20 protein-coding genes and 1 tRNA gene are annotated in these 19242 nt (G+C 71.8%); 6 read left to right on the top strand and 15 right to left on the bottom strand.

What is annotated here, in order from left to right:
* The first annotated feature begins 78 nt into the window (after positions 1-78).
* A complete protein-coding gene (locus ACMCNK_RS27650) occupies positions 79-1077 on the top strand; it encodes a S1C family serine protease (protein ID WP_412739265.1) in 999 nt (332 codons plus the stop codon).
* Between the two features lie 19 nt (positions 1078-1096).
* Here the strand turns inward: ACMCNK_RS27650 and ACMCNK_RS27645 are convergent, their stop codons facing one another.
* On the bottom strand, positions 1097-2455 hold the full coding sequence (locus ACMCNK_RS27645) for a cystathionine beta-synthase (protein WP_412739264.1): 1359 nt from the start codon (positions 2453-2455) through the stop codon (positions 1097-1099).
* Positions 2456-2474: 19 nt separating this feature from the next.
* Positions 2475-2831 (bottom strand): YkvA family protein, encoded by a 357-nt coding sequence (locus tag ACMCNK_RS27640; RefSeq protein ID WP_412739263.1) that lies wholly within the window; start codon positions 2829-2831, stop codon positions 2475-2477.
* Between the two features lie 277 nt (positions 2832-3108).
* Here ACMCNK_RS27640 and ACMCNK_RS27635 point away from each other — a divergent pair, with 277 nt between their 5' ends.
* The 3 genes from ACMCNK_RS27635 (at position 3109) to ACMCNK_RS27625 (ending at position 6396) form a co-directional block, all read left to right on the top strand.
* The gene (locus tag ACMCNK_RS27635) at positions 3109-4218 is read left to right on the top strand and encodes an SGNH/GDSL hydrolase family protein (RefSeq protein WP_412739262.1); all 1110 of its coding nucleotides are present in this window, start codon (positions 3109-3111) and stop codon (positions 4216-4218) included.
* A 64-nt stretch (positions 4219-4282) separates the two neighbouring features.
* Positions 4283-5089, top strand: coding sequence for an SGNH/GDSL hydrolase family protein (locus ACMCNK_RS27630; RefSeq protein ID WP_412739261.1), 807 nt, complete (start codon positions 4283-4285; stop codon positions 5087-5089).
* 62 nt (positions 5090-5151) lie between these two features.
* A complete protein-coding gene (locus tag ACMCNK_RS27625; RefSeq protein ID WP_412739260.1) occupies positions 5152-6396 on the top strand; it encodes an acetyl-CoA C-acetyltransferase in 1245 nt (414 codons plus the stop codon).
* Positions 6397-6499: 103 nt separating this feature from the next.
* Here the strand turns inward: ACMCNK_RS27625 and ACMCNK_RS27620 are convergent, their stop codons facing one another.
* The 11 genes from ACMCNK_RS27620 to ACMCNK_RS27570 form a co-directional block, all read right to left on the bottom strand.
* The gene (locus ACMCNK_RS27620) at positions 6500-6814 is read right to left on the bottom strand and encodes a hypothetical protein (protein ID WP_412739259.1); all 315 of its coding nucleotides are present in this window, start codon (positions 6812-6814) and stop codon (positions 6500-6502) included.
* An 88-nt stretch (positions 6815-6902) separates the two neighbouring features.
* Entirely contained in the window at positions 6903-7724 is an 822-nt protein-coding gene (locus ACMCNK_RS27615) for a Bax inhibitor-1/YccA family membrane protein (protein ID WP_412739258.1), read from the bottom strand.
* A gap of 107 nt (positions 7725-7831) precedes the next feature.
* Positions 7832-7913: transfer RNA gene (locus ACMCNK_RS27610), tRNA-Leu, on the bottom strand.
* Positions 7914-8047: 134 nt separating this feature from the next.
* On the bottom strand, positions 8048-9403 hold the full coding sequence (locus ACMCNK_RS27605; RefSeq protein WP_412739257.1) for an NAD(P)/FAD-dependent oxidoreductase: 1356 nt from the start codon (positions 9401-9403) through the stop codon (positions 8048-8050).
* A 180-nt stretch (positions 9404-9583) separates the two neighbouring features.
* Positions 9584-10147, bottom strand: a complete 564-nt coding sequence (locus ACMCNK_RS27600; RefSeq protein ID WP_412739256.1) for a hypothetical protein — start codon at positions 10145-10147, stop codon at positions 9584-9586.
* 1 nt (position 10148) lies between these two features.
* Entirely contained in the window at positions 10149-11507 is a 1359-nt protein-coding gene (locus ACMCNK_RS27595) for a DUF58 domain-containing protein (RefSeq protein WP_412739255.1), read from the bottom strand.
* Positions 11504-12481, bottom strand: a complete 978-nt coding sequence (locus ACMCNK_RS27590) for an AAA family ATPase (RefSeq protein ID WP_412741015.1) — start codon at positions 12479-12481, stop codon at positions 11504-11506. Before ACMCNK_RS27590 ends, ACMCNK_RS27595 begins: the two co-directional genes overlap by 4 nt.
* Before the next feature lie 38 nt (positions 12482-12519).
* Positions 12520-13107, bottom strand: a complete 588-nt coding sequence (locus ACMCNK_RS27585) for a hypothetical protein (RefSeq protein ID WP_412739254.1) — start codon at positions 13105-13107, stop codon at positions 12520-12522.
* On the bottom strand, positions 13104-13829 hold the full coding sequence (locus ACMCNK_RS27580; RefSeq protein ID WP_412739253.1) for a DUF4129 domain-containing protein: 726 nt from the start codon (positions 13827-13829) through the stop codon (positions 13104-13106). The genes ACMCNK_RS27585 and ACMCNK_RS27580 overlap by 4 nt, the downstream gene beginning before the upstream one ends.
* A gap of 46 nt (positions 13830-13875) precedes the next feature.
* Complete coding sequence (locus ACMCNK_RS27575; protein ID WP_412741014.1) at positions 13876-14610, bottom strand: uracil-DNA glycosylase; 735 nt, start codon at positions 14608-14610, stop codon at positions 13876-13878.
* A gap of 99 nt (positions 14611-14709) precedes the next feature.
* Entirely contained in the window at positions 14710-15063 is a 354-nt protein-coding gene (locus ACMCNK_RS27570; RefSeq protein WP_412739252.1) for a VOC family protein, read from the bottom strand.
* Between the two features lie 239 nt (positions 15064-15302).
* Here ACMCNK_RS27570 and ACMCNK_RS27565 point away from each other — a divergent pair, with 239 nt between their 5' ends.
* The gene (locus ACMCNK_RS27565) at positions 15303-16925 is read left to right on the top strand and encodes a methyl-accepting chemotaxis protein (protein ID WP_412739251.1); all 1623 of its coding nucleotides are present in this window, start codon (positions 15303-15305) and stop codon (positions 16923-16925) included.
* A 94-nt stretch (positions 16926-17019) separates the two neighbouring features.
* On the top strand, positions 17020-18375 hold the full coding sequence (locus ACMCNK_RS27560; RefSeq protein WP_412739250.1) for an ABC transporter substrate-binding protein: 1356 nt from the start codon (positions 17020-17022) through the stop codon (positions 18373-18375).
* Between the two features lie 28 nt (positions 18376-18403).
* Here the strand turns inward: ACMCNK_RS27560 and ACMCNK_RS27555 are convergent, their stop codons facing one another.
* Both ACMCNK_RS27555 and ACMCNK_RS27550 read right to left on the bottom strand, forming a co-directional pair.
* The gene (locus ACMCNK_RS27555) at positions 18404-18661 is read right to left on the bottom strand and encodes a hypothetical protein (protein ID WP_412739249.1); all 258 of its coding nucleotides are present in this window, start codon (positions 18659-18661) and stop codon (positions 18404-18406) included.
* A gap of 23 nt (positions 18662-18684) precedes the next feature.
* Positions 18685-19035 carry a hypothetical protein gene (locus ACMCNK_RS27550; RefSeq protein ID WP_412739248.1) on the bottom strand — a complete coding sequence of 117 codons (351 nt, stop codon included), beginning with the start codon at positions 19033-19035 and terminating at the stop codon, positions 18685-18687.
* Positions 19036-19242 lie beyond the last annotated feature (207 nt).

Here is a 19242-nt window from a genome sequence, read left to right as displayed (position 1 = left end):
CACCGGCCCACCGGTCGGACTTTCTGTGCGATTGCCCCCACTATCCGTAACAGGTGCTGCCAGACCGCGGTGTTCGCCGTGGGCGGACGACCGGCGGGCATGGCGGTGACGGGCGCCGACGTTGTGGGCGGCATGGACATCGAACACCCGGGCGCCGAGGCGGACGCACTCGACGCCTACAGCCGGGTGGTGACCGGCGTGGCCACCCGGCTCCTGCCGTCCGTGGCCGCCCTGGCCGTGCGTACGCCGCGGGGCGCGGGCGCCGGCTCAGCGGTCACGTTCACCGACGACGGGTTCCTGCTCACCAACGCGCACGTGGTGTCCGGGGCGGACGAGGGCACCGCGGAGTTCGCCGACGGCACCGAGACCGCGTTCGACGTGGTGGGCTCGGATCCGCTGTCCGACCTGGCGGTGGTGCGGGTGCACCATCGCGGGGCGCCCGCGGCTCCGCTGGGCGACGCCGACCTGTTGCGCATCGGCCAACTCGTGGTGGCGGTGGGTAACCCGATGGGCCTGGCCGGTTCGGTCACCGCCGGGGTGGTCTCCGGGCTGGGCCGTTCCCTGCCGGTCCGCGACGGCCGCCGGGCCCGGATCATCGACAGTGTCATCCAGACCGACGCCGCCCTCAACCCGGGCAACTCCGGCGGGGCGCTCGCGGACGCCACGGGCACGGTGGTCGGCATCAACACTGCGGTCGCCGGGTACGGGCTCGGCCTGGCCGTACCGGTCAACGCCACGACCCGGCACATCGTCGGTGAGCTGATGTCGCACGGCCGGGTCCGCCGGGCGTGGCTGGGCGTCGCCGGGGTGCCCGTCCCTCTGCCGCCGCCGGTCGCCACGCGGCTGGGGCAGCGGATCGGGCTGCGCGTCGTCGAGGTGGTCCCGGGCAGCCCGGCCGGGACGGCCGGGATCTACCTGGGCGACATCGTGGTGAGCGCGGGCGGCCAGCCGGTGCAGAGTGTCCAGATGCTGCAACGGCTGATGCTGGGCCCGGCCATCGGCACCCGGCTGCCGGTGACCGTGCTGCGTCGTGACGCGTTCGTCGACGTGGTGACCGTCCCGGCCGAACTGGCGTAGCCGGCTCGGCGGCGACCGCTCAGGTCAGGTGCGCCAGCAGGTCCTGCCGGGTGAGGACCCCCGCAGGCTTGCCGTCGACGAGCACCATGGCGGCGTCGGCGCGCTCCAGCAGGGCCACCGCCTCGCTCACCGGCTGGCCACCACCGATCATCGGCAACGGCTCGCCCATGTGCCGCTCGATCGTGTCGTGCAGGTGCGCCTGGCCGGTGAACAGCGCGTCCAGCAACGCCTTCTCCGCGATCGAGCCCGCCACCTCGCCGGTGACGACGGGCGGCTCCGCTTTGAGGACGGGAAGCTGGCTGACGCCGTACTCGCGCATGTAGTCGATCGCGTCCCGGACCGTCTCGGTCGGGTGGACGTGGACCAGGGGCGGGATGTCGCCGCTCTTGCGCCCGAGCATGCTCGCCACGGTCGGCTCGTCGCCGCCGGTGGCCAGGAAGCCGTAGCGGGCCATCCAGCCGTCGTTGAAGATCTTCGACAGGTAGCCGCGGCCACCGTCGGGCAGCAGGACCACGACCACGTCGTCCGGCCCGGCGCGGCGGGCCGCATCCAGCGCGGCCACCACGGCCATGCCGCAGGAACCGCCGACCAGCAGCCCTTCCTCGCGGGCGAGGCGGCGGGTCATCTCGAACGAGTCCTTGTCGGAGACCTCGATGATCTCGTCGCAGATGTCTCGGTCGTACGTGGTCGGCCAGAAGTCCTCGCCGACACCCTCCACCAGGTACGGCCGCCCGCTGCCGCCGGAGTACACCGACCCCTCGGGGTCGGCGCCGACGATCCGCACCGGCCCCTGTTCCTTGAGGTAGCGGCCGATCCCGCTGATCGTGCCGCCCGTGCCGACGCCGGCCACGAAGTGGGTGATCTTCCCGGCGGTCTGGGTCCACAGCTCCGGGCCGGTCTGCTCGTAGTGCGAGCGCGGGTTCGCGGGGTTGCTGTACTGGTCCGGCTTCCACGCGCCCGGGATCTCGCGGGCCAGCCGGTCGGAGACGTTGTAGTACGACCGCGGATCCTCGGGCGCGACCGCGGTCGGGCAGACCACGACCTCCGCGCCGTACGCCCGCAGGACGTTCTGCTTGTCCTCGCTGACCTTGTCGGGGCACACGAACACGCAGCGGTAACCGCGCAGCTGGGCGACGAGCGCCAGGCCGACGCCCGTGTTTCCGCTGGTGGGCTCGACGATCGTGCCGCCGGGCTGGAGCGCGCCGGATTTCTCGGCGTCCTCCACCATCCGCAGCGCGATCCGGTCCTTCACGGACCCGCCGGGGTTGAAGTACTCGACCTTGGCAAGGACGGTCGCGGCGATGCCCTCGGTCACGCTGTGCAGCCGGACCAGGGGCGTGTCACCGATCATCTCGACGACGTTGTCGTAGTAGCGCACGCCTTAGCCTAACGACGACTCAGGACACGACCGAGCCCGGGATCACCGCGGCCCGGTCCCGTTCCCATTCCAGGAACCGTTCCGTCTCGGCGAGCACGGTTCCGGCCAGCCAGGTGATCATGATGGCGTCGTCCGCGAGCCCGAAGATCAGCAGGAACGCCTCGGGAACGAGGTCGATCGGTGACACCACGTACGCGGTCGCCGCGACCATCATCGCCAGCCGAGCACCGCCGTCGTACTCCCGGCGTACGGTGGCCATGACCATCCGGGGCAGGGCGGCGAGGCGGGCGCCGATGGACGGGCCACCGCGGGCACCGCTCATCAACGCCCGGGCGAGTGCGGTGAAGGCTGCCGTACGCTTCAGGGTCTTTGCCATGGTCGGTCCCCTCTCCTGCATCCAGGATGACGCGCCCTCGCCACCAGGTGTCCGGTGATGGCGGTGTACCGGACGGTTTCGTGCCTACTGAGTGAACTCTGCGTCGGGTACGCGGCGACCCGGCCACGGTGTCGTACCCGCGCGCTAGCCTCTGAATTCCCACCATCGCGGGACTTGTTTCGATCCACCCGGATCGGGCACCTCCCACCCAGCGACCGCGAGGGAGACTGTGGAACAGGTGTTCAGAGCCGCACGCGGCCCCGCCCGGCGCCGTGGCATGACGGACGACGACTGGCGTCGGGTCCGGCGGGCCGGTCGCCTCATGGGCGGCGTGACCGGCGCGGCCGCCGGCCTGACCCTGATCTCGCTCGGCGTGCTCGTGCGCCAGGCCGCGGAGGCACGGCGGGTCATCCCGCTGGCGGAGGCACCGCCACCGCGCGGCGACGGTCTGTACGGCGCGAAGTTCCCGGGCAAGCCGCTGACCATGGTGATCCTGGGCGACTCCTCCGCCGCGGGCTACGGCGTGCACCGCCCCCGCGAGACCCCGGGCGCCCTGTTCGCCACCGGGGTGTCGCGCCGCCTGCACCGCCCGGTCCGGCTGTACCGTCTCGCGGTCGTCGGCTCGGTCTCGGCCGGCCTGCCGTACCAGGTCGACGCGGCCCTGGAGTACGAGCCCGACGTGGCGATCATCCTGGTCGGCGGCAACGACGTCACCCACGTGTCGGCCCGCGCGTCCGCGGTGCGGCATCTCGCCACGGCGGTGCGCCGGATGCGCGCGACCGGCTGCAAGGTCGTCGTGGGTACCTGCCCGGACATCGGCGCGATCCAGCCGATCAAGCCGCCGCTGCGGTGGGTGGCCCGGCGGCTGAGCCGCCAGCTCGCCGCCGCGCAGACCGTCGCGGTGGTCGAGGCGGGCGGGCGGACGGTCTCGCTGGTCGACCTGCTGGGGCCGGCGTTCGAGGCGGACCCGGTGCGGATGTTCAGCTCGGATCGGTTCCACCCGTCGGTGGAGGGGTATGCGCGCGCCGTCGCGGTCATGATGCCGACCCTCATGGCCGCGCTGGGCGAGGACGACGAGGACCGGCCGCCGGTGGTGAGCCCGCAGGGCGTGTGCAGCCTGGCCGAGGCCGCGCAGGAGGCGTCCCGCGCCGCGGGGACGGAGGTCAGCGCCGCCCGGGTCGACGGGCACGAGCGGGGCCCGGCGGGTCGCTGGGCGCAGTTGCGCCGACACCCTTGGTTCGGCGAGCAGCGGCTCTGGTTCGGTCACCGCGCCCCGGCCAGACCGGCGAATCCGGCACTGGGTGCACCGGTTCCGGGCGGGCAAGCTGGAACCCCGCCCGGCGCCGTAGGGTGGACGTCTGAGGATCATCAGGCGGCGGTGGACTGACCCCGTCACCGGCTGCCGGTCCTCGGGCACCGGCGACGGCCGGGGAGTGACCCAGGGAGGCGACATGACGAGCTTGGCGGGACGCATCGGCAAGGCAACGGCGACGACGCTGCTCGCCGGCGCCGTGGGTGGTTTCGCTCTGCTGGCCGGTGAGGCGATCGCGGCCAGGAGCAGGCGGTACGCCAAGCCCACCATGGGCCTCGCCCTGCGGACGTCGATGGGCCCGACGACGGCGCCCCGGCTTCGGCTGGTGCTGCTCGGCGATTCCGGTGCGGTCGGCGTGGGAGTCGAGTGGCTTTCCGAGACGGTCGGCGGCCAGCTGGCGCGGTTGCTCGCCGACGGCACACCCGACACCGGCGAACGGCACGTGCTGCTGTCCAGCGTCGGGGTGGCGGGTTCCCGTTCCAGCGATCTGGCCACCCAGGTGGCTCGGGCGTTGCTGGGCGACCAGCCGGACGTGGCGGTGATCCTGATCGGCGCCCACGACGCCACCTCGCTGCGCGGCCCGGAGGATTCCGCGGAGCATCTGGGCGCGGCCGTGCACCGGCTGCGGGAGGCGGGCGTGCAGGTGGTCGTCGGCACGTGTCCCGACCTGGGGGCGTTGCGGGCGATCGCGCAGCCGCTGCGGCAGGTGACCGGCTGGCTGGGCCGCCGGATGGCCCGTGCCCAGGTCCACGCGGTGCTGGAGGCGGGTGGCGCGGTCGTCGACCTGTGCGAGGAGACCGGGGCGGTGTTCCGCGCCGACGCGGGGACGTTCTGCTACGACGGATTCCACCCGTCCGCGGACGGGTACCGGGTGTGGGCGCACGCGCTGTATCCGGCGGTCGAGGAGGCAGCGCTGGCCGCAGGCCGCCCAGCCGCGGAGAAGTAGGACATTTCGGTGTGACGAGTTTCCACTACCTCGCCAAGTTACCGTTCAGTTAACGTAGGCGAATGCCGGAAGCTGTCATCGTTGCCACCGCCCGCTCCCCGATCGGTCGCGCCGTCAAGGGCTCGCTGCGGGAGCTGCGCCCGGACGATCTCACCGCCACGATCGTCGACGCCGCGCTGAACAAGGTCCCCCAGCTGGACCGCACGCTGATCGACGACCTCTACCTGGGCTGCGGCCTGCCCGGCGGTGAGCAGGGCTTCAACATGGCCCGCGTCGTGGCCACCCTGCTCGGGCTGGACGGGCTGCCGGGCGCCACGCTGACCCGGTACTGCTCGTCGTCGCTGCAGACCACCCGGATGGCGTTCCACGCGATCAAGGCGGGCGAGGGCGACATCTTCATCTCGGCCGGCGTGGAGACCGTGTCGCGGTTCGCCCGCGGCAGCTCCGACGGCCTGCCCTCCGAGGCCCAGGCCCTGGTCGGGGGCGGCTGGGAGAACCCGAAGTTCGCGGACGCCCAGGCGCGTTCCGCCGTCGCCGCCCAGGGCGGCACCACGTGGCACGACCCCCGCGAGGACGGCAACGTGCCGGACATCTACCTCGCCATGGGCCAGACCGCGGAGAACCTGGCCCAGCTCAAGGGCGTGACCCGCGAGGACATGGACGAGTTCGGCGTACGCAGCCAGAACCTCGCCGAGAAGGCCATCGCGGACGGCTTCTGGGAGCGCGAGATCACGCCCGTGACCCTGCCGGACGGCACGGTCGTCTCGACGGACGACGGCCCGCGCGCGGGCGTCACCATGGACGCGGTCTCCCAGCTCAAGCCCGTGTTCCGGCCGGACGGCCGGATCACCGCGGGCAACTGCTGCCCGCTCAACGACGGCGCCGCCGCCGTGGTGATCATGAGTGACACCAAGGCCCGCGAGCTGGGGATCACCCCGCTGGCCCGGGTCGTCTCCACCGGCGTCACCGCGCTGTCCCCCGAGATCATGGGGCTGGGTCCGGTCGAGGCGTCGAAGCAGGCGCTCAAGCGGGCCGGCATGACCATCGACGACGTCGACCTGGTCGAGATCAACGAGGCGTTCGCCGCGCAGGTCATCCCGTCGTACCGGGACCTGAACATCCCGATCGAGAAGCTGAACGTCAACGGCGGTGCCATCGCGGTGGGCCACCCGTTCGGCATGACCGGGGCGCGGATCACCGGCACGCTGCTCAACTCGCTCGACTGGCACGACAAGAGCATCGGCCTCGAGACCATGTGCGTGGGCGGCGGCCAGGGCATGGCGATGGTGCTGGAGCGCCTGAGCTGAGTTTCCGCCGGGTCCGGGTGCCATAGGGCGGCCGGGCTCGGCGGGTTTCACCACCCACCCGTGGCGTGTCACCGGGAAGTTCCGGCGGCACGCCACAGGTGTGTCAGAGGGCCTTACGGAGTGAGTCCACCTCCGCGCAGGCCTGCGCGAACACGTCCGCGGCGGGCGCGGCGATCAACAGGTCGTCCGCGGTCACCCGGAGCTGGTCCGGCAGCACCGGGTCGACGAGGCGTGGCACGGCTCGGCGCTGCCTGCCCTCCGCGTCCGCGCCGAGGTCGGCGAGGAGCTGGACCAGACCGTACGCAAGATCGGCCCTGGTGGGCCCGGCCGGTGTGTGCACCCACCAGCGGCCCTGCTCCCAGTGGCCGACCTGATTGAGCAGCCGGTCGATGCTCGTGGCGAACTCTTCGGCGCTCACGACGGCGACCCTACCGGGGCGCTGGGACGGAACAGCGCCCGGTCCGTGGCGACACGGACCCGGGCGCTGTGCGACGGATGACGAACCGTCAATCGTCGCCTTGCAGGATGCTCAGCAGGCGCAGGATCTCGAGGTAGAGCCAGATGAGGCTCACCAGGATGCCGAACGCGGCGGTCCACGCGTACCGCTGCGGCAGGCCCATCCGCACGCCCTCCTCGACCTCCGCGAAGCTCAGGATGAAGCTGAGCGCGGCGACGATGATGCAGACGATGCTGAACCCGATGGCGAGCGGCCCCTGGCCGCGCAGGCCGGTGTGGACACCGAACAGCGACAGCACCCAGTTGATCAACATGACCGCGAACAGGCCCGCCATCACGGCGATCATGCCGCGGACGAACTTCGGCTTGGCCCGGATGATCCGCGCCCGGTACAGGATCGCCATCAGGAAGAACACGCCGAACGTGGCGACGACCGCCTGCAGCACCACGCCCGAGTAGCCGGCGATCTCGTCGAAGTACTTGCTGACCATGCCGAGGAACACGCCCTCGACCACCGCGTACACCAGGACGAGCGCCGGGTTCGCCACCCGCGAGAACGAGATGATCAGGCCGACGACGAGGCCGACCATCGCGGCGCCGATCCATGCGACGCGCAGCAGCGAATCCGGGATCAGGTTCCAGGCGGCGACGGCCGAGATACCGGTGATGCCCAGCAGCAGCACCGTCTTGACCACGACGTCGTCGATGGTCATGGGTTGCACGGCGGGCGGAGCGGCAGGGTACCCGGCGGCCGTCGGGTACGGCTGCCCGTACCCCGGCTGACCGGCGGGCCCGTACGCTCCGTACCCGGCCGTCCGCTCGCGCTCGGCCGCCTGGCCGAGGCGCGACAGCACCGGGTTGGAAGTCTTCACTGTGTCCAGCCTCCCCTGAGGTTGAGGCACGTGTGTGCGTGCCTTTCCAGAGTAAGCGCTGCACACACCCCCAGGGCGCGGCACCACCTGTGAGCAGGCTGAGAGCGTGCCCGGGGCGGGTCTCGAACCCGCACGCCTCTCGGGCAGCCGCTTTTAAGGCGGCCGTGTCTGCCGTTCCACCACCCGGGCAATTGCCAGCCCTCACCGTAGCGAACGCCGCCCGCCGAGGGTCGGCCCGGACGGGCAGAAACCGCCGGGACGTCCGGGCCGAACACGCACGCGGCCGCGCCGCCACGATGGCGGCGCGGCCGGATGCGGTCGGGTCAGCGGGTGCCGGCGCCGACCGGGGTGGTCTCCCGGTCGTCCGTCAGCGGCGGCGTCACCTCGGTGAACTCCTCGTGCGGCTTGTGCAGCTGGCCCAGCGAGACGACCTCCCGCTTGAAGATCAGGGCCAGCGTCCAGTCGGCGATGACGCGGGTCTTGCGGTTCAGCGAGGGGATCCGGCTCATGTGGTACGTGCGGTGCATGAACCACGCCGGGTAGCCCTTGAGCTTGATCCCGTACACCTTCGCCACGCCCTTGTGCAGGCCGAGGCTGGCGACGCTGCCCGCGTACTTGTGCCGGTAGTCCTTGGGGGCGCCGCCGAGGACGACCTGGCGGATGTTGTCCGCCAGGACCTTGGCCTGACGCACCGCGTGCTGCGCGCTGGGCGAGCAATACGCGCCCGGGTTGGCCAGGTCGGGCACCTGGGCGCAGTCGCCCGCGCTCCACGCCCCGTCCAGCACCGTGTCGCCGTCGACGACCTGCAGCGTGGGCAGGCAGGTGACGTGCCCGCGCGGGCCGCGCGGCAGGTCGGTGCGGTCCAGCATCGGCGACGGCTTGACTCCGGCCGTCCACACCAGCGTCTCGGTGCGGAACTCGTCGCCGTCGGAGAGCCGCACGACCCCGCCCACGCACGATTCCAGGCGGGTGTCGAGCCGCAGGTCGATGCCGCGGCTGGCGAGCTGGCGGGCGGCGTACGCGCCCATGTCCGGGCCCACCTCGGGCAGGATCCGGTTGGTCGCCTCGACCAGGACGAAGCGGACCTCGTCCTGCCGCAGCTCGGGGTAGACCTTGAGGGCGTCGCGAACCACGTCCTCCATCTCGGCCAGCGCCTCGATGCCCGCGTACCCGCCGCCGACGAAGACGAACGTCAGGGACGCCTTGCGGACCTCCGGGTCGGGCGTGACCGCGGCCACGTCGAGGCGGTCGAGGATGTGGTTGCGCAGGAAGATGGCCTCACCGATGGTCTTGAAGCCGATGCCGTGCTCGCGCAGGCCGGGGACCGGCAGCGTACGGGACACGGAGCCGGGCGCCACGATGATGTGGTCGTACGTCAGCTCGGCGACGGGACCCTCGATCGGCTGGACCGTGACGGTCTTGCGGGCGTGCTCGATCCGGGTGACCTCGCCGGAGATGATGCGGCACCGCTTGAGCTCGCGCCGCAGCGGCACCACGGAATGACGCGGGGAGATGTTGCCGGCCGCCGCCTCGGGCAGGAACGGCTGGTACGTCATGTGCGGCTGGGGGTCGATGACGACCACCTCCGCCCGGCGCGCAGAGAGCTTCTTCGACAGGCGCAGGGCCGCGTACAGCCCCACATGTCCTGCCCCTACGACGACGATGCGCTGCGGTTTCACGTGTTTATTGTCGCCCGTTGGCGTCGGGAGTGCCTCGGGATGTGACGTATCACAAAGCCCCCTGTCAAGAGGCATTACGCACGTGTTTCGGGGAAGCTACCCCTGATGGCCGGACGGTTTCCGACCACCGCGGGGTCGGACCGCAATTTCTTCGTGTGGGGCAGCGGGGCGGCGGAGCGCCTACGGGCGGCGCAGCAGGCGGGCGAGCAGCATGGTCAGGCCGACCGCGGCGGTCAGCCCGGCCAGCGTGGCCACCAGGAACGCACCCCCGGCCAGGTCGGCGGTCAGGCCAAGGGCCAGCACCGTGAGCACCGCCGACACCAGTACGACCGCGCCGGCCCGCAGCAGCCAGCCGGTCACCACGTCCGTGTCGACCTCGGCGTCGGTGGGCAGCGCCGCGGCCAGCGCGGTCAGGGTGTGCGCCAGATACAGCAGGGTGGCCAGGGCGAGTACGCGCCACAGCGCGATCCGTGAGTCGTACCAGGCGGTGTCGAGGATCCAGCCGCCGACCGTGACGACCGCGGCGACCGTGGCGCCGCGGCCGCGCGGGGCGAGGGCCGGGTAGATCGCGACCGCGGCGAGCGGCAGCGCAAACCGCCCGGTCATCACCGGCACCGGCCAGGCCACGGTGAGCGCGAGCAGGCCGCACACCGCGATCCCGGCCCGCACCAGCATCGGTACGAGCGTGGCGCGGCGTACCGCGGTGCGGGCCCGTTCGATCCGGCGAGTCAGGGTGGCGAGCATGTCAGCGCCCCCTCGGCGCGGACGCCGTCCGTGCCACGTCGCGCAGGACCAGGTCGAGGCTGCCCGCCCCGGCCCAGGTGACGACCGGCACCCCGTGCTCGCGCAGGCGGCCCAGGACGTTCTCGCGTTCGATGCGCCACAACCGGGTGGCCAGCGGCGTCCACTGGCTGCGCCGCGGCGGGGTTGCGTCGGCGGGCAGGGTGTCCACCGCGACCGTGAACCGGCCGGACTGGGCGAGCTGGGCGAGCATGTCGGCCGAGCGCGGGTCGACCAGCGGGGTGAGCACCACGACCAGCGCGTCGGACGAGATGTGCTGGGTGCCCAGCACGTGTTCGTGCGACTCGGTGTCGGCGATGTCCGGGCGTACGTCCAGCAGCCACTCCAGGGCGGTCAGGTACTGGCGGCGGCCGGTGGCGGGACGCAGGCGGCGGGCGGCGTGGCCGTACTCCAGCAGCGACACCCGGTCGCCGCGCTGCAGGTAGTGCTCGGCGATCGCCGCGGCCGCCCTGACCGTCGTGTCCAGCACGGACGCGCTGCCGCGTACCCCGCCGGAGGCACCGGCTTCGCCGAGCACGTCGAGCAGCAGCAGCACCTCGGCGTCGCGGTCCGACAGGGTGGCCGCCACGTGCAGGTCGCGGGTGCGCAGCGACACCCGCCAGTCGATGCGGCGCAGCCGGTCCCCCGGAGCGAACGGGCGTACCCCGGCCAGCTCGCCGCCCTCGCCGGGGCGCCGGGACCGGTGGCCGCCGACCAGGCCGGCCGCGGCCGGCATCGCATCGACCGCCGCGAACGGCTCGGTGACCGGGTAGACGCGGACCGCGCGGGCCGGGGTGAGCACCGGACGGCAGGCGAGCAGCCCGCCGCACGCGGAGACCCGCGCGGCGGCCGGCCCGACGTCGTGGCGGCCCCAGCGCAGTGCCTCCCCGGGCAGGTCGATGGCCCGCCACCGCTGCGGGCGCACCGTGATCCCGAACGGCCGGTCCGCCTTCTCCAGCCGCAGCCACGACGACGTCCGGGTACGGACCACGACCAGGTCGTACGTGATGCCGTCGGGGTTGGCGACCGTGAGCCCCGCGGCGACCCGGCCGCCTTCGACGAGATGTTCCTCGTCGGCCTGGATGGTGACCTCGGGGGCGGCGCGCGGCATCCGGCGCAGCCCGACCGCGGCCCCGATCGCGAACGGCGCCGCGAGCAGCACCAGATCCACCCGGCCCAGCGCGACCCCCAGCACCATCAGCAGGCCGGTGAGCAGCACGGCCCGCCCGAGTGCCCGGGTCGGTACCCATTCCGCGCCCGGCCAGCGCTCGTCCGCCGCAGCCCCGGTGGGGGCGGCGGCAGGCTGGTCGGCCGCGGCGCTCACTGCCCCGGGTAGCCGCTCGGCACGGCGCCGCTGGCCGGGGCGGGCACCGCGGCCAGGACCTCGTGCACCACGAACGACGGGTCGACGCGGCGCAGCCACATCTCCGGGCGCAGCGTGATCCGGTGCGCGAGGGCGGGCACGGCCACCTCCTTCACGTCCTCCGGCACCACGAAGTCGCGGCCCGCCATGGCGGCGCGGGCGCGGGCCAGAAGCAGCAGCGCGAGGGAACCGCGGGGTGACGAGCCGACCAGCGCGGAACCGTGCTCCCGGGTGGCCGAGGTCAGCGCCACGATGTACCGGCCGATCGAATCCTCCACGGCCACGGTCTCCAGCGACGCCTGCATGGCCGTCAGCGTGCGGGCGTCGACCACGGGGGCGAGCTGCGCCTCCTCCTGGCGGCGGCGCATCCGGCGGCGCAGTACGTCCCACTCCTCCTCGGCGGTGGGGTAGCCGAACGACACGCGGAGCAGGAACCGGTCGAGCTGGGCCTCGGGCAGCGGGTACGTGCCCTCGTACTCGATCGGGTTGGCGGTGGCGAGCACGTGGAACGGTGGTTCCAGCCGGTACGTGACACCTTCGACGGAGACCTGCTTCTCCTGCATCGCCTCCAGCAGGGCCGCCTGCGTCTTCGGCGGGGTGCGGTTGATCTCGTCGGCGAGCAGCATGTTCGTGAAGACCGGGCCCGCCCGGAACGCGAAGTCGCCCTTGCGCTGGTCGTACAGGAATGAGCCGGTGACGTCGGCGGGCAACAGGTCGGGGGTGAACTGCAGCCGCCGGAAGTCCAGCCCGAGGGCCTGGGCGAACGACCGGGCGGTGAGCGTCTTGCCGAGCCCGGGCAGGTCCTCCAGCAGCACGTGGCCGCCCGCGAGGATGCCGGCCAGCACCAGTTCGAGGGAGTCCCGCTTGCCGACCACCACGGTGCCGACGGAGTCCAGGACCGCACCCGCCAGCCGTCCCACCTCGTACGGCGGCATCACCTCCACGTGCGCGTCGGTCACGAAATCCGCCCTTCTCACAGTCGTTCCAGCGTTTCCACGTACGCGGCCACCTCGCGCGCCTTGGGCGGGCGGCGGCCGGGCTCCTCCAGGGTGCGCCACAGCGCCTCGCCGAGCAGCTCGCGGGCCCGGCGCGGGTCGGACGCCCGGGTGATGCCGTGCCGCAGCCGCAGCCGCTCGTCGGTGAGCTCGGCGATGACGGGCAGGACGTTACGCGAATACTGGTCGGCGTCGCTCTGCGCCCAGTCGAGACGAAGCTCCCAACGGCGTACCGCGGTGCGCAGCGCGTCGCCGCCCTGACCCGCCCCATGATCACGATCACCCGGACGGGTGGAGCGCTTCGGCGGCGGGGGCGGCGCAACCTGGGAGACGGCCAGCATGAGCAGCCGCAACGCCACGAACGCGGTGACGACCAGCAGCAGCGGGACCGACACCCCGGCCGATCGCAGCCCGGCCACGGTCACCGTGGTCGCGCCGGCGATGAACAGGACATTGCGGATGATCCAGGCCGCCCGCGAACGCGGACGCCGCACCTCCGGCAGATCCGGTACGGGCTCCGCCGAGCTGGCGAACAGGTCGTCGAGCCCCCCGTCCCGTTCGCTCATGTGCCCACCCCCGCGCCCAGGTCCGCGCGCAATTGCTGGAGCGCGGCGCGGGCCTGGACGCGCATCCGCTCGTCGACCGTGTGGGTGGTCGCGTACCGGGCCTCCCGGTACACCGCGGCCAGCGCGGCCAGCACCTGGGCGTCGAGGTGCTGCTCGGCCAGCAGCCGGGCGATCAGATCGGTCGGAGTGTCGCCCGGATGCCGCGGGGTGCCGGCCGCGGCAGCGGCCTGCTCCAGGCGTACCCAACAGGCGATGACCGCCCGCCGCGGGTCGCGGTCGGCGTCGGACAGCTCGTCGAGGCCCGCGTCGAGAACGGCCACGAGATCCTGGGCAGTGCGGGGCTCGGCCTGCCGGGGCGCCCGGCGCCCGCCCCGCCGGGCGCGGCGGCGCTGCTGGTCGCGGACCAGCGCCCACACGATCAACGCCGCGACGATCAGGCCCGCGACGGCCAAGACCGCGACCGCCAGCGTGCCGACCCAGTCGGGCAGGCCGCTCGCCGCTTCCGGGGTGGGCGCCGCGGTCGCCGTCGCATCGGCGCCAGACTGCTCCGGGGTGGGCTGGGTGGTCGGCGGCAGCAGGGGTGCCGCGCTGACCGTGGCCGTGGTCTCGGGGGTGATCTGCTCCAGCTGGGGCGCCGACCGAGTGGCGGCCAGCGCGGCGAGGAACAACAGCCCGAGGACGGCGGCTACGGGCCACCAGCGGCGCAATGCGGCGACGTCCAATTCAGGCTCTGTTCCGAAGGCTCGGGGGTCGGCGGTCGAGGACGAATCATGCCAGGCCCGCGAGCTCTTTGGCACGACCGAAGACCTGGTCCAGCATGGCGGGCGTCAGCCGACCGGTGAACGTGTTCTGCTGGCTGACGTGGTAACAGCCCAGCAGATCGGGCATTTCAGGCAGCGCGACGTGGGCGCCGTGGCCGAACACCGGGCGGGGGCTGGGCGGCCGCTGACCGTACGCGGCGCGGGCGGCGGGCCACCACGCCGCCCAGGCGAACGCCCCGAGCGCCACCACCACCCGTAGCGTCGGACGGATCAGCGCGAGTTCGCGGTGCAGCCACGGGGCACACGTGTCCCGCTCGGCGGGCAGGGGCTTGTTGTCGGGCGGCGCGCAGCGTACCGCCGCGAAGATCCGGGTGTGCGCGAGCGTGAGGCCGTCGTCGGCGGCGACGCTGGTCGGCTGGTTGGCCAGCCCGGCCCGGTGCAGCGCCGCGAACAGCACATCCCCCGAACGGTCGCCGGTGAAGATGCGGCCCGTGCGGTTACCGCCGTGCGCGGCCGGAGCCAGACCGAGAATGCCGATGACCGCATCCGCGGCCCCGAAGCCGGGCACCGGCCGGCCCCAGTAGGTCTGGTCGCGAAACGCCGCCCGACGCTCGGCGGCGACCCGCTCACGCCAGGCGACCAGGCGGGGGCAGGCGAAACAGTCGGCGACGCCCGCGTCGAGCGCAGGCAGGTCGGCCGCCTCGGCCGCGTGGGCCACAACCTCATCCGGAGTACGGGTGATCACCGCACCAGCAGAGCACTCCCCGGGTACGCCGGAGCGGGCGGGTGCCCGGGCGGGTCGTCATTCTCGGACGATGCGCGGTGTATCGAAGCGAGCCGGCTAATGGGCGAGCGCGGAATCCTTGGGCTGGGCAAACGCGATTGAGTTGCCGTCCGGATCCTTGATCATGACGGTGTCGACACGATCATTGCGCGCGGGCTCGGCGTCGGGCGCAATCCCCGTCCCGTGCAGGTGCTGCACGGTTTCGTCGATGTCCGTCACGATCAGCGTGCAGGAGCTGTGCCCGGCGCGATCGGGCGCACGGTAGATCTGCAGTCCACCTCCACGCTCAAGTTGCCACTCAAAGACTTCCGGCATCGGCCAACTTCCCGGACCAAGCAGCTTCTCGTACCACCCGGCAGATGCTTCGAGGTCGCGAACCGCGACGCTCGCGAGCGCGTTAGCAATGGTCATGCCTTGTCCGTACCCCCAGGCGGGAATGGACTAACGAACGCCGCCGGCCGTCAGCACGCGTTGATCATGCCTGAGCTCCGTCAGCCCACCCGGCTGGAGAGTCTCTTCCCTCGATGAGGCGACGGAGTTCCGTCTCGGTGCCGATCGCCGAGCATCCGCCCGGGTGTGGGTCATCGGCTCCCGGACCGCACCCGTAACTCAACGCTCGGCCTCCTCATCGGGGCACCGGCGTCACCGATGTGAAGAAGCGTAGAAGTAGGTCTGCGAGGAGGCGACCCGTGCGTCGTTGGTGGCGAAACCGTGGTATCCGAACGAAGCTGTTGCTGGTTACTGCCCTCGCCGGTGTGGCGACGGCGGCCGTGGGCACCGGCGCGATCGTCCAGTTGAACTCGGTGGCGTCCACCGCGCGGACCATCACCGACGAGCGCACCCAGCAGGCGCTGCGCATCAACGAGGCGCGCACCGAGCTCCTGCAGGAGGACGCAACCCTCCTGGAGCATGTGGCGCTCACGGATGAGGTCTCCCGCAAGCGGGCCGAGGACGAGATCAAGGCCAGCGACGTTGCGTACGACAAGGCGTGGGCCGCGTACCGGCAGGGCGACACCGCCCACCGGGGCACGCTCGCCGCCACCGAGGCGCTGATCGCCACGTACCGTCGCCTGCGCGACGAGACGATGCTGCCGGCCAGCCGCAAGCACGACGCCGACACGTTCCAGAACACCCGCTACACCCAGGGCGCCGCCCTGGTCATGGCGAAGCACAACCTGGACGACCTGGCGACCTACCAGACCAACGCGGTGGTGGCCGGTGGGCGCGCCATCCAGCACGCGAAGTCGCAGGCCCTCCAGATGATCCTCGGCCTGCTGATCGGCGGGCTCGCGCTCGCCGGGGCGGCCGCGGTGTACCTGGCCAACGCCATGCTGCGGCCGGTACGCCAGGTCGAGCAGGCCCTCGCCGCCATGGCCGCGGGTGACCTGACCAGCCCCGCGAAGGTCGACTCGGACGACGAGATCGGCCGGATGGCGGCCGGCTACGAGCGGGCCCGGCAGGCGATGCGCGAAACAGTGGAGGCGCTGTACGCGGCTGCCGACACGGTGAGCGAGGCATCCGGCCAGGTGCACAACTCGGGCACCCGGCTCGGTGAGTCGACCACCGACACCGCACGGCAGGCCCGTTCGGTCACCGAGGCGGCCGGGATGGTCTCCGGCAACGTGCAGATGCTGTCCGCGGCCGGCGTGGAGATGGGCTCCTCGATCGAGTCGATCTCACACAGCGCGAACGAGGCCGCCCGGGTCGCGTCCGCCGCGGTCGACGTCGCCGCCAGCACCACGGACATCGTCACCAAGCTCGGAAAGTCGTCCACAGAGATCAGTGACGTGGTCGAGGTGATCACCGCGATCGCCGAACAGACCAACCTGCTGGCGCTCAACGCCACGATCGAGGCGGCCCGCGCGGGCGAGAGCGGCAAGGGCTTCGCGGTGGTGGCCGGCGAGGTCAAGGAGCTGGCCCAGGAAACCGCCCGGGCCACCGACGACATCACCCGGCGAGTCCGGACCATCCAGTCCGACACCGGCGGTGCGGTCGAGGCTATCGCGCAGATCAGCGACATCATCACGCAGATCAACAACTTCCAGCTCACCATCGCCTCGGCGGTCGAGGAGCAGACGGCTACGACCAACGAGATGAACCGCAACGTGTCCGAGGCGGCGAGCGGCTCGCAGGAGATCGCCACCACGATCGAGATGCTGTCGGCCTCGGTGGACACCGCCGCCCAGGACGCGGTGAGCACCAAGGCGGCCGCCGGTGATCTGGCACAGACCGCGGCGGAGCTGCGCGAGGCCGTACACCGGTTCCGGATCTGAGTCACCGCACCTCGCCGACCGGGCCGCCGCGCGCCCGGCACCGGCCGTCCGGCGCGGCGACCCGTTGACACACCACTACACGCAGGGGATGAAGATGACAGGCTCGTTCAGGCGCCGCGGGGTTGCGGCAGCGGGCGTCGCCGTGGCGTTGTGCCTGGCGGCGGCCGCGTGCGGAAGCACGGCCATGATGGGCGGCGACACCCTGACCGATGCGAAGCAGTGCGCCCCCTACCAGCAGTATCTCGGCCACGCGGGCACCAAGGTGCACGTGTACGGCTCGATCGGTGACTTCGAGGCCAACCAGCTGCAGCAGGCGTTGCGCCACTTCGGTGACTGCACCGGCATCGACGTACGGTACGAGGGCAGTTCGTCCTTCGAGACCGACGTTCGCAAGCGGGTGGCCGACGGCCAGTCCCCCGACCTGGCGATCTTCCCCCAGCCGGGGCTCATGAAGGACTTCATCGCCCAGGGCAAGGTCAAGCCCGCCTCGGCCGCAACCAAGGCGAACGCCGAGAAGGGCTGGTCCAAGGACTGGCTGAACTACGGCTCGGTGGACGGCAAGTTCTACGCGGCGCCGCTGGGCGCGAGCGTCAAGTCGCTGGTGTGGTACTCACCGAAGACCTTCGCCGCCAAGGGCTACAAGGTGCCGCAGAGCTGGGACGAGATGATCGCGCTCAGCGACAAGATCGTCGCGGACGGCGGGAAGCCGTGGTGCGCCGGCATCGAGTCCGGCGACGCCACCGGCTGGCCCGCGACGGACTGGATGGAAGACGTCACGCTGCGGTTGGCCGGGCCCGAGACGTACGACAAGTGGGTCAACCACCAGATCCCGTTCAACGACCCGCAGATCGCCGCGGTCACCGACAAGGTCGGGACGATCCTGAAGAACCCCAAGTACGTCAACGGTGGTTTCGGCGGCGTCGACAGCATCGCGACCACGTCGTTCCAGACCGGCGGCCTGCCCATCCTGTCGGGCAAGTGCGCCATGCACCGCCAGGCGTCGTTCTACGCCGGCCAGTGGCCGCGCGGTACCAAGGTGGCCGAGGACGGCGACGTGTTCGCCTTCTACTTCCCGTCGATCGATCCCGCCAAGGGCAAGCCGGTGCTGGTCGCGGGCGAGTTCGTGGCCGCGTTCGCGGACCGGCCGGAGGTGCAGGCCGTGCAGGCGTTCATGGCCAGCGGCGAATACGCCACCAACCGGGCCGCACTGGGCGGATGGGTGACGGCGAACAAACTCGTCGACATGAAGCTCTTCACCAGCCCGGTGGACAATCTGTCGGCGGAGATCCTGCGCGACGACAAGACCGTGGCCCGGTTCGACGGCTCCGACCAGATGCCGGGCAGCGTGGGCGCGGGCACGTTCTGGACGGGCATGACCGCCTGGATCAAGGGCGCGAGCACGAAGGACACCCTCGACAGCATCGAGGCGTCCTGGCCGAAGTCCAACTAGTGAACCCCAGCAGGCGGGGAGTGGCTGCTCAGCGGTGAGCAGCACTCCCCGGCTGCTCAAGCCGGCGTTGTTCGCGCAGGGAATCCACGCCCGGCTGCCAGTGGGCGCGCTCGTCGGCATCGAGGTCGTCCACGGGCGAGCTGGTGATCTCCCACGGGATCGGACATGATCCCGAATGCGCCAAGTCAGGGCAGATCGCCTTCCCGATGCGATCGACCACGGAGTCGATCTCGGCCTCGTTCGCCAGGACCGTGACCCGGATCGCCCAAGCTCGCTGTTCACCCATGACCGCAGGGTAAGCGGCGGTGATCAGCCGCCGAGGCCACTGCGGTAGAAGTGGTCCGGCAGACGATCAGCGATCCACACACCGAACAGTCCGATGCCCAGGCCGACCAGGACCCCGGTCCATGAGCCCCACCCGGCGAGGATCACCACGCCGCTGGGCGCGAGGGAGAACAGTCGCGCGTCTCTGACCTGGGCGGCACGCCGTTCAGCGGCTTTCTCCTGCTCACGCAGTTGCGCCGAGGCCCGCCCGATCTGGCGGCGAAGACTCCGATATGCCGAGGACTGAGCATTCAAGGACGCGAGCCGACCCTCGGCTTGCTCGATCCTCCCGCGTAGATCACCGATGGCATCGCCGCCTGATTCGGCGTTGATCACAACCCCCCTACCCTCCGACGAACTCGGCCCGGAGCGTCTCCGGGCCGTGATCCCCATCGTATGACGGCGCGACCCCTGACGCAGCCACGCAGGATGGCGAGGTCCGAGTGCGGGAGGGAGGCTGTTGCGCGGTCAGTCGGCGGGCGAGGTCGAAGTCGCCGTTCTTGACACCGTCGAGGAGCTTCCTCGAGTGTCGCTGCGTATCGA

This window comes from Krasilnikovia sp. MM14-A1259, from assembly GCF_047159535.1.
GTDB lineage: Bacteria > Actinomycetota > Actinomycetes > Mycobacteriales > Micromonosporaceae > Actinoplanes.
This window is presented reverse-complemented; position numbering and strand designations above follow the sequence as displayed.

Coding starts and splice junctions, on each gene's coding strand:
- ACMCNK_RS27640 (WP_412739263.1), bottom strand. CDS start 2,831: ATGGCAAAGACCCTGAAGCGTACGGCAGCCTTCACCGCACTCGCCCGG.
- ACMCNK_RS27635 (WP_412739262.1), top strand. CDS start 3,109: ATGACGGACGACGACTGGCGTCGGGTCCGGCGGGCCGGTCGCCTCATG.
- ACMCNK_RS27630 (WP_412739261.1), top strand. CDS start 4,283: ATGACGAGCTTGGCGGGACGCATCGGCAAGGCAACGGCGACGACGCTG.
- ACMCNK_RS27625 (WP_412739260.1), top strand. CDS start 5,152: ATGCCGGAAGCTGTCATCGTTGCCACCGCCCGCTCCCCGATCGGTCGC.
- ACMCNK_RS27600 (WP_412739256.1), bottom strand. CDS start 10,147: ATGCTCGCCACCCTGACTCGCCGGATCGAACGGGCCCGCACCGCGGTA.
- ACMCNK_RS27590 (WP_412741015.1), bottom strand. CDS start 12,481: ATGCCGCCGTACGAGGTGGGACGGCTGGCGGGTGCGGTCCTGGACTCC.
- ACMCNK_RS27585 (WP_412739254.1), bottom strand. CDS start 13,107: ATGAGCGAACGGGACGGGGGGCTCGACGACCTGTTCGCCAGCTCGGCG.
- ACMCNK_RS27570 (WP_412739252.1), bottom strand. CDS start 15,063: ATGACCATTGCTAACGCGCTCGCGAGCGTCGCGGTTCGCGACCTCGAA.
- ACMCNK_RS27560 (WP_412739250.1), top strand. CDS start 17,020: ATGACAGGCTCGTTCAGGCGCCGCGGGGTTGCGGCAGCGGGCGTCGCC.
- ACMCNK_RS27555 (WP_412739249.1), bottom strand. CDS start 18,661: ATGGGTGAACAGCGAGCTTGGGCGATCCGGGTCACGGTCCTGGCGAAC.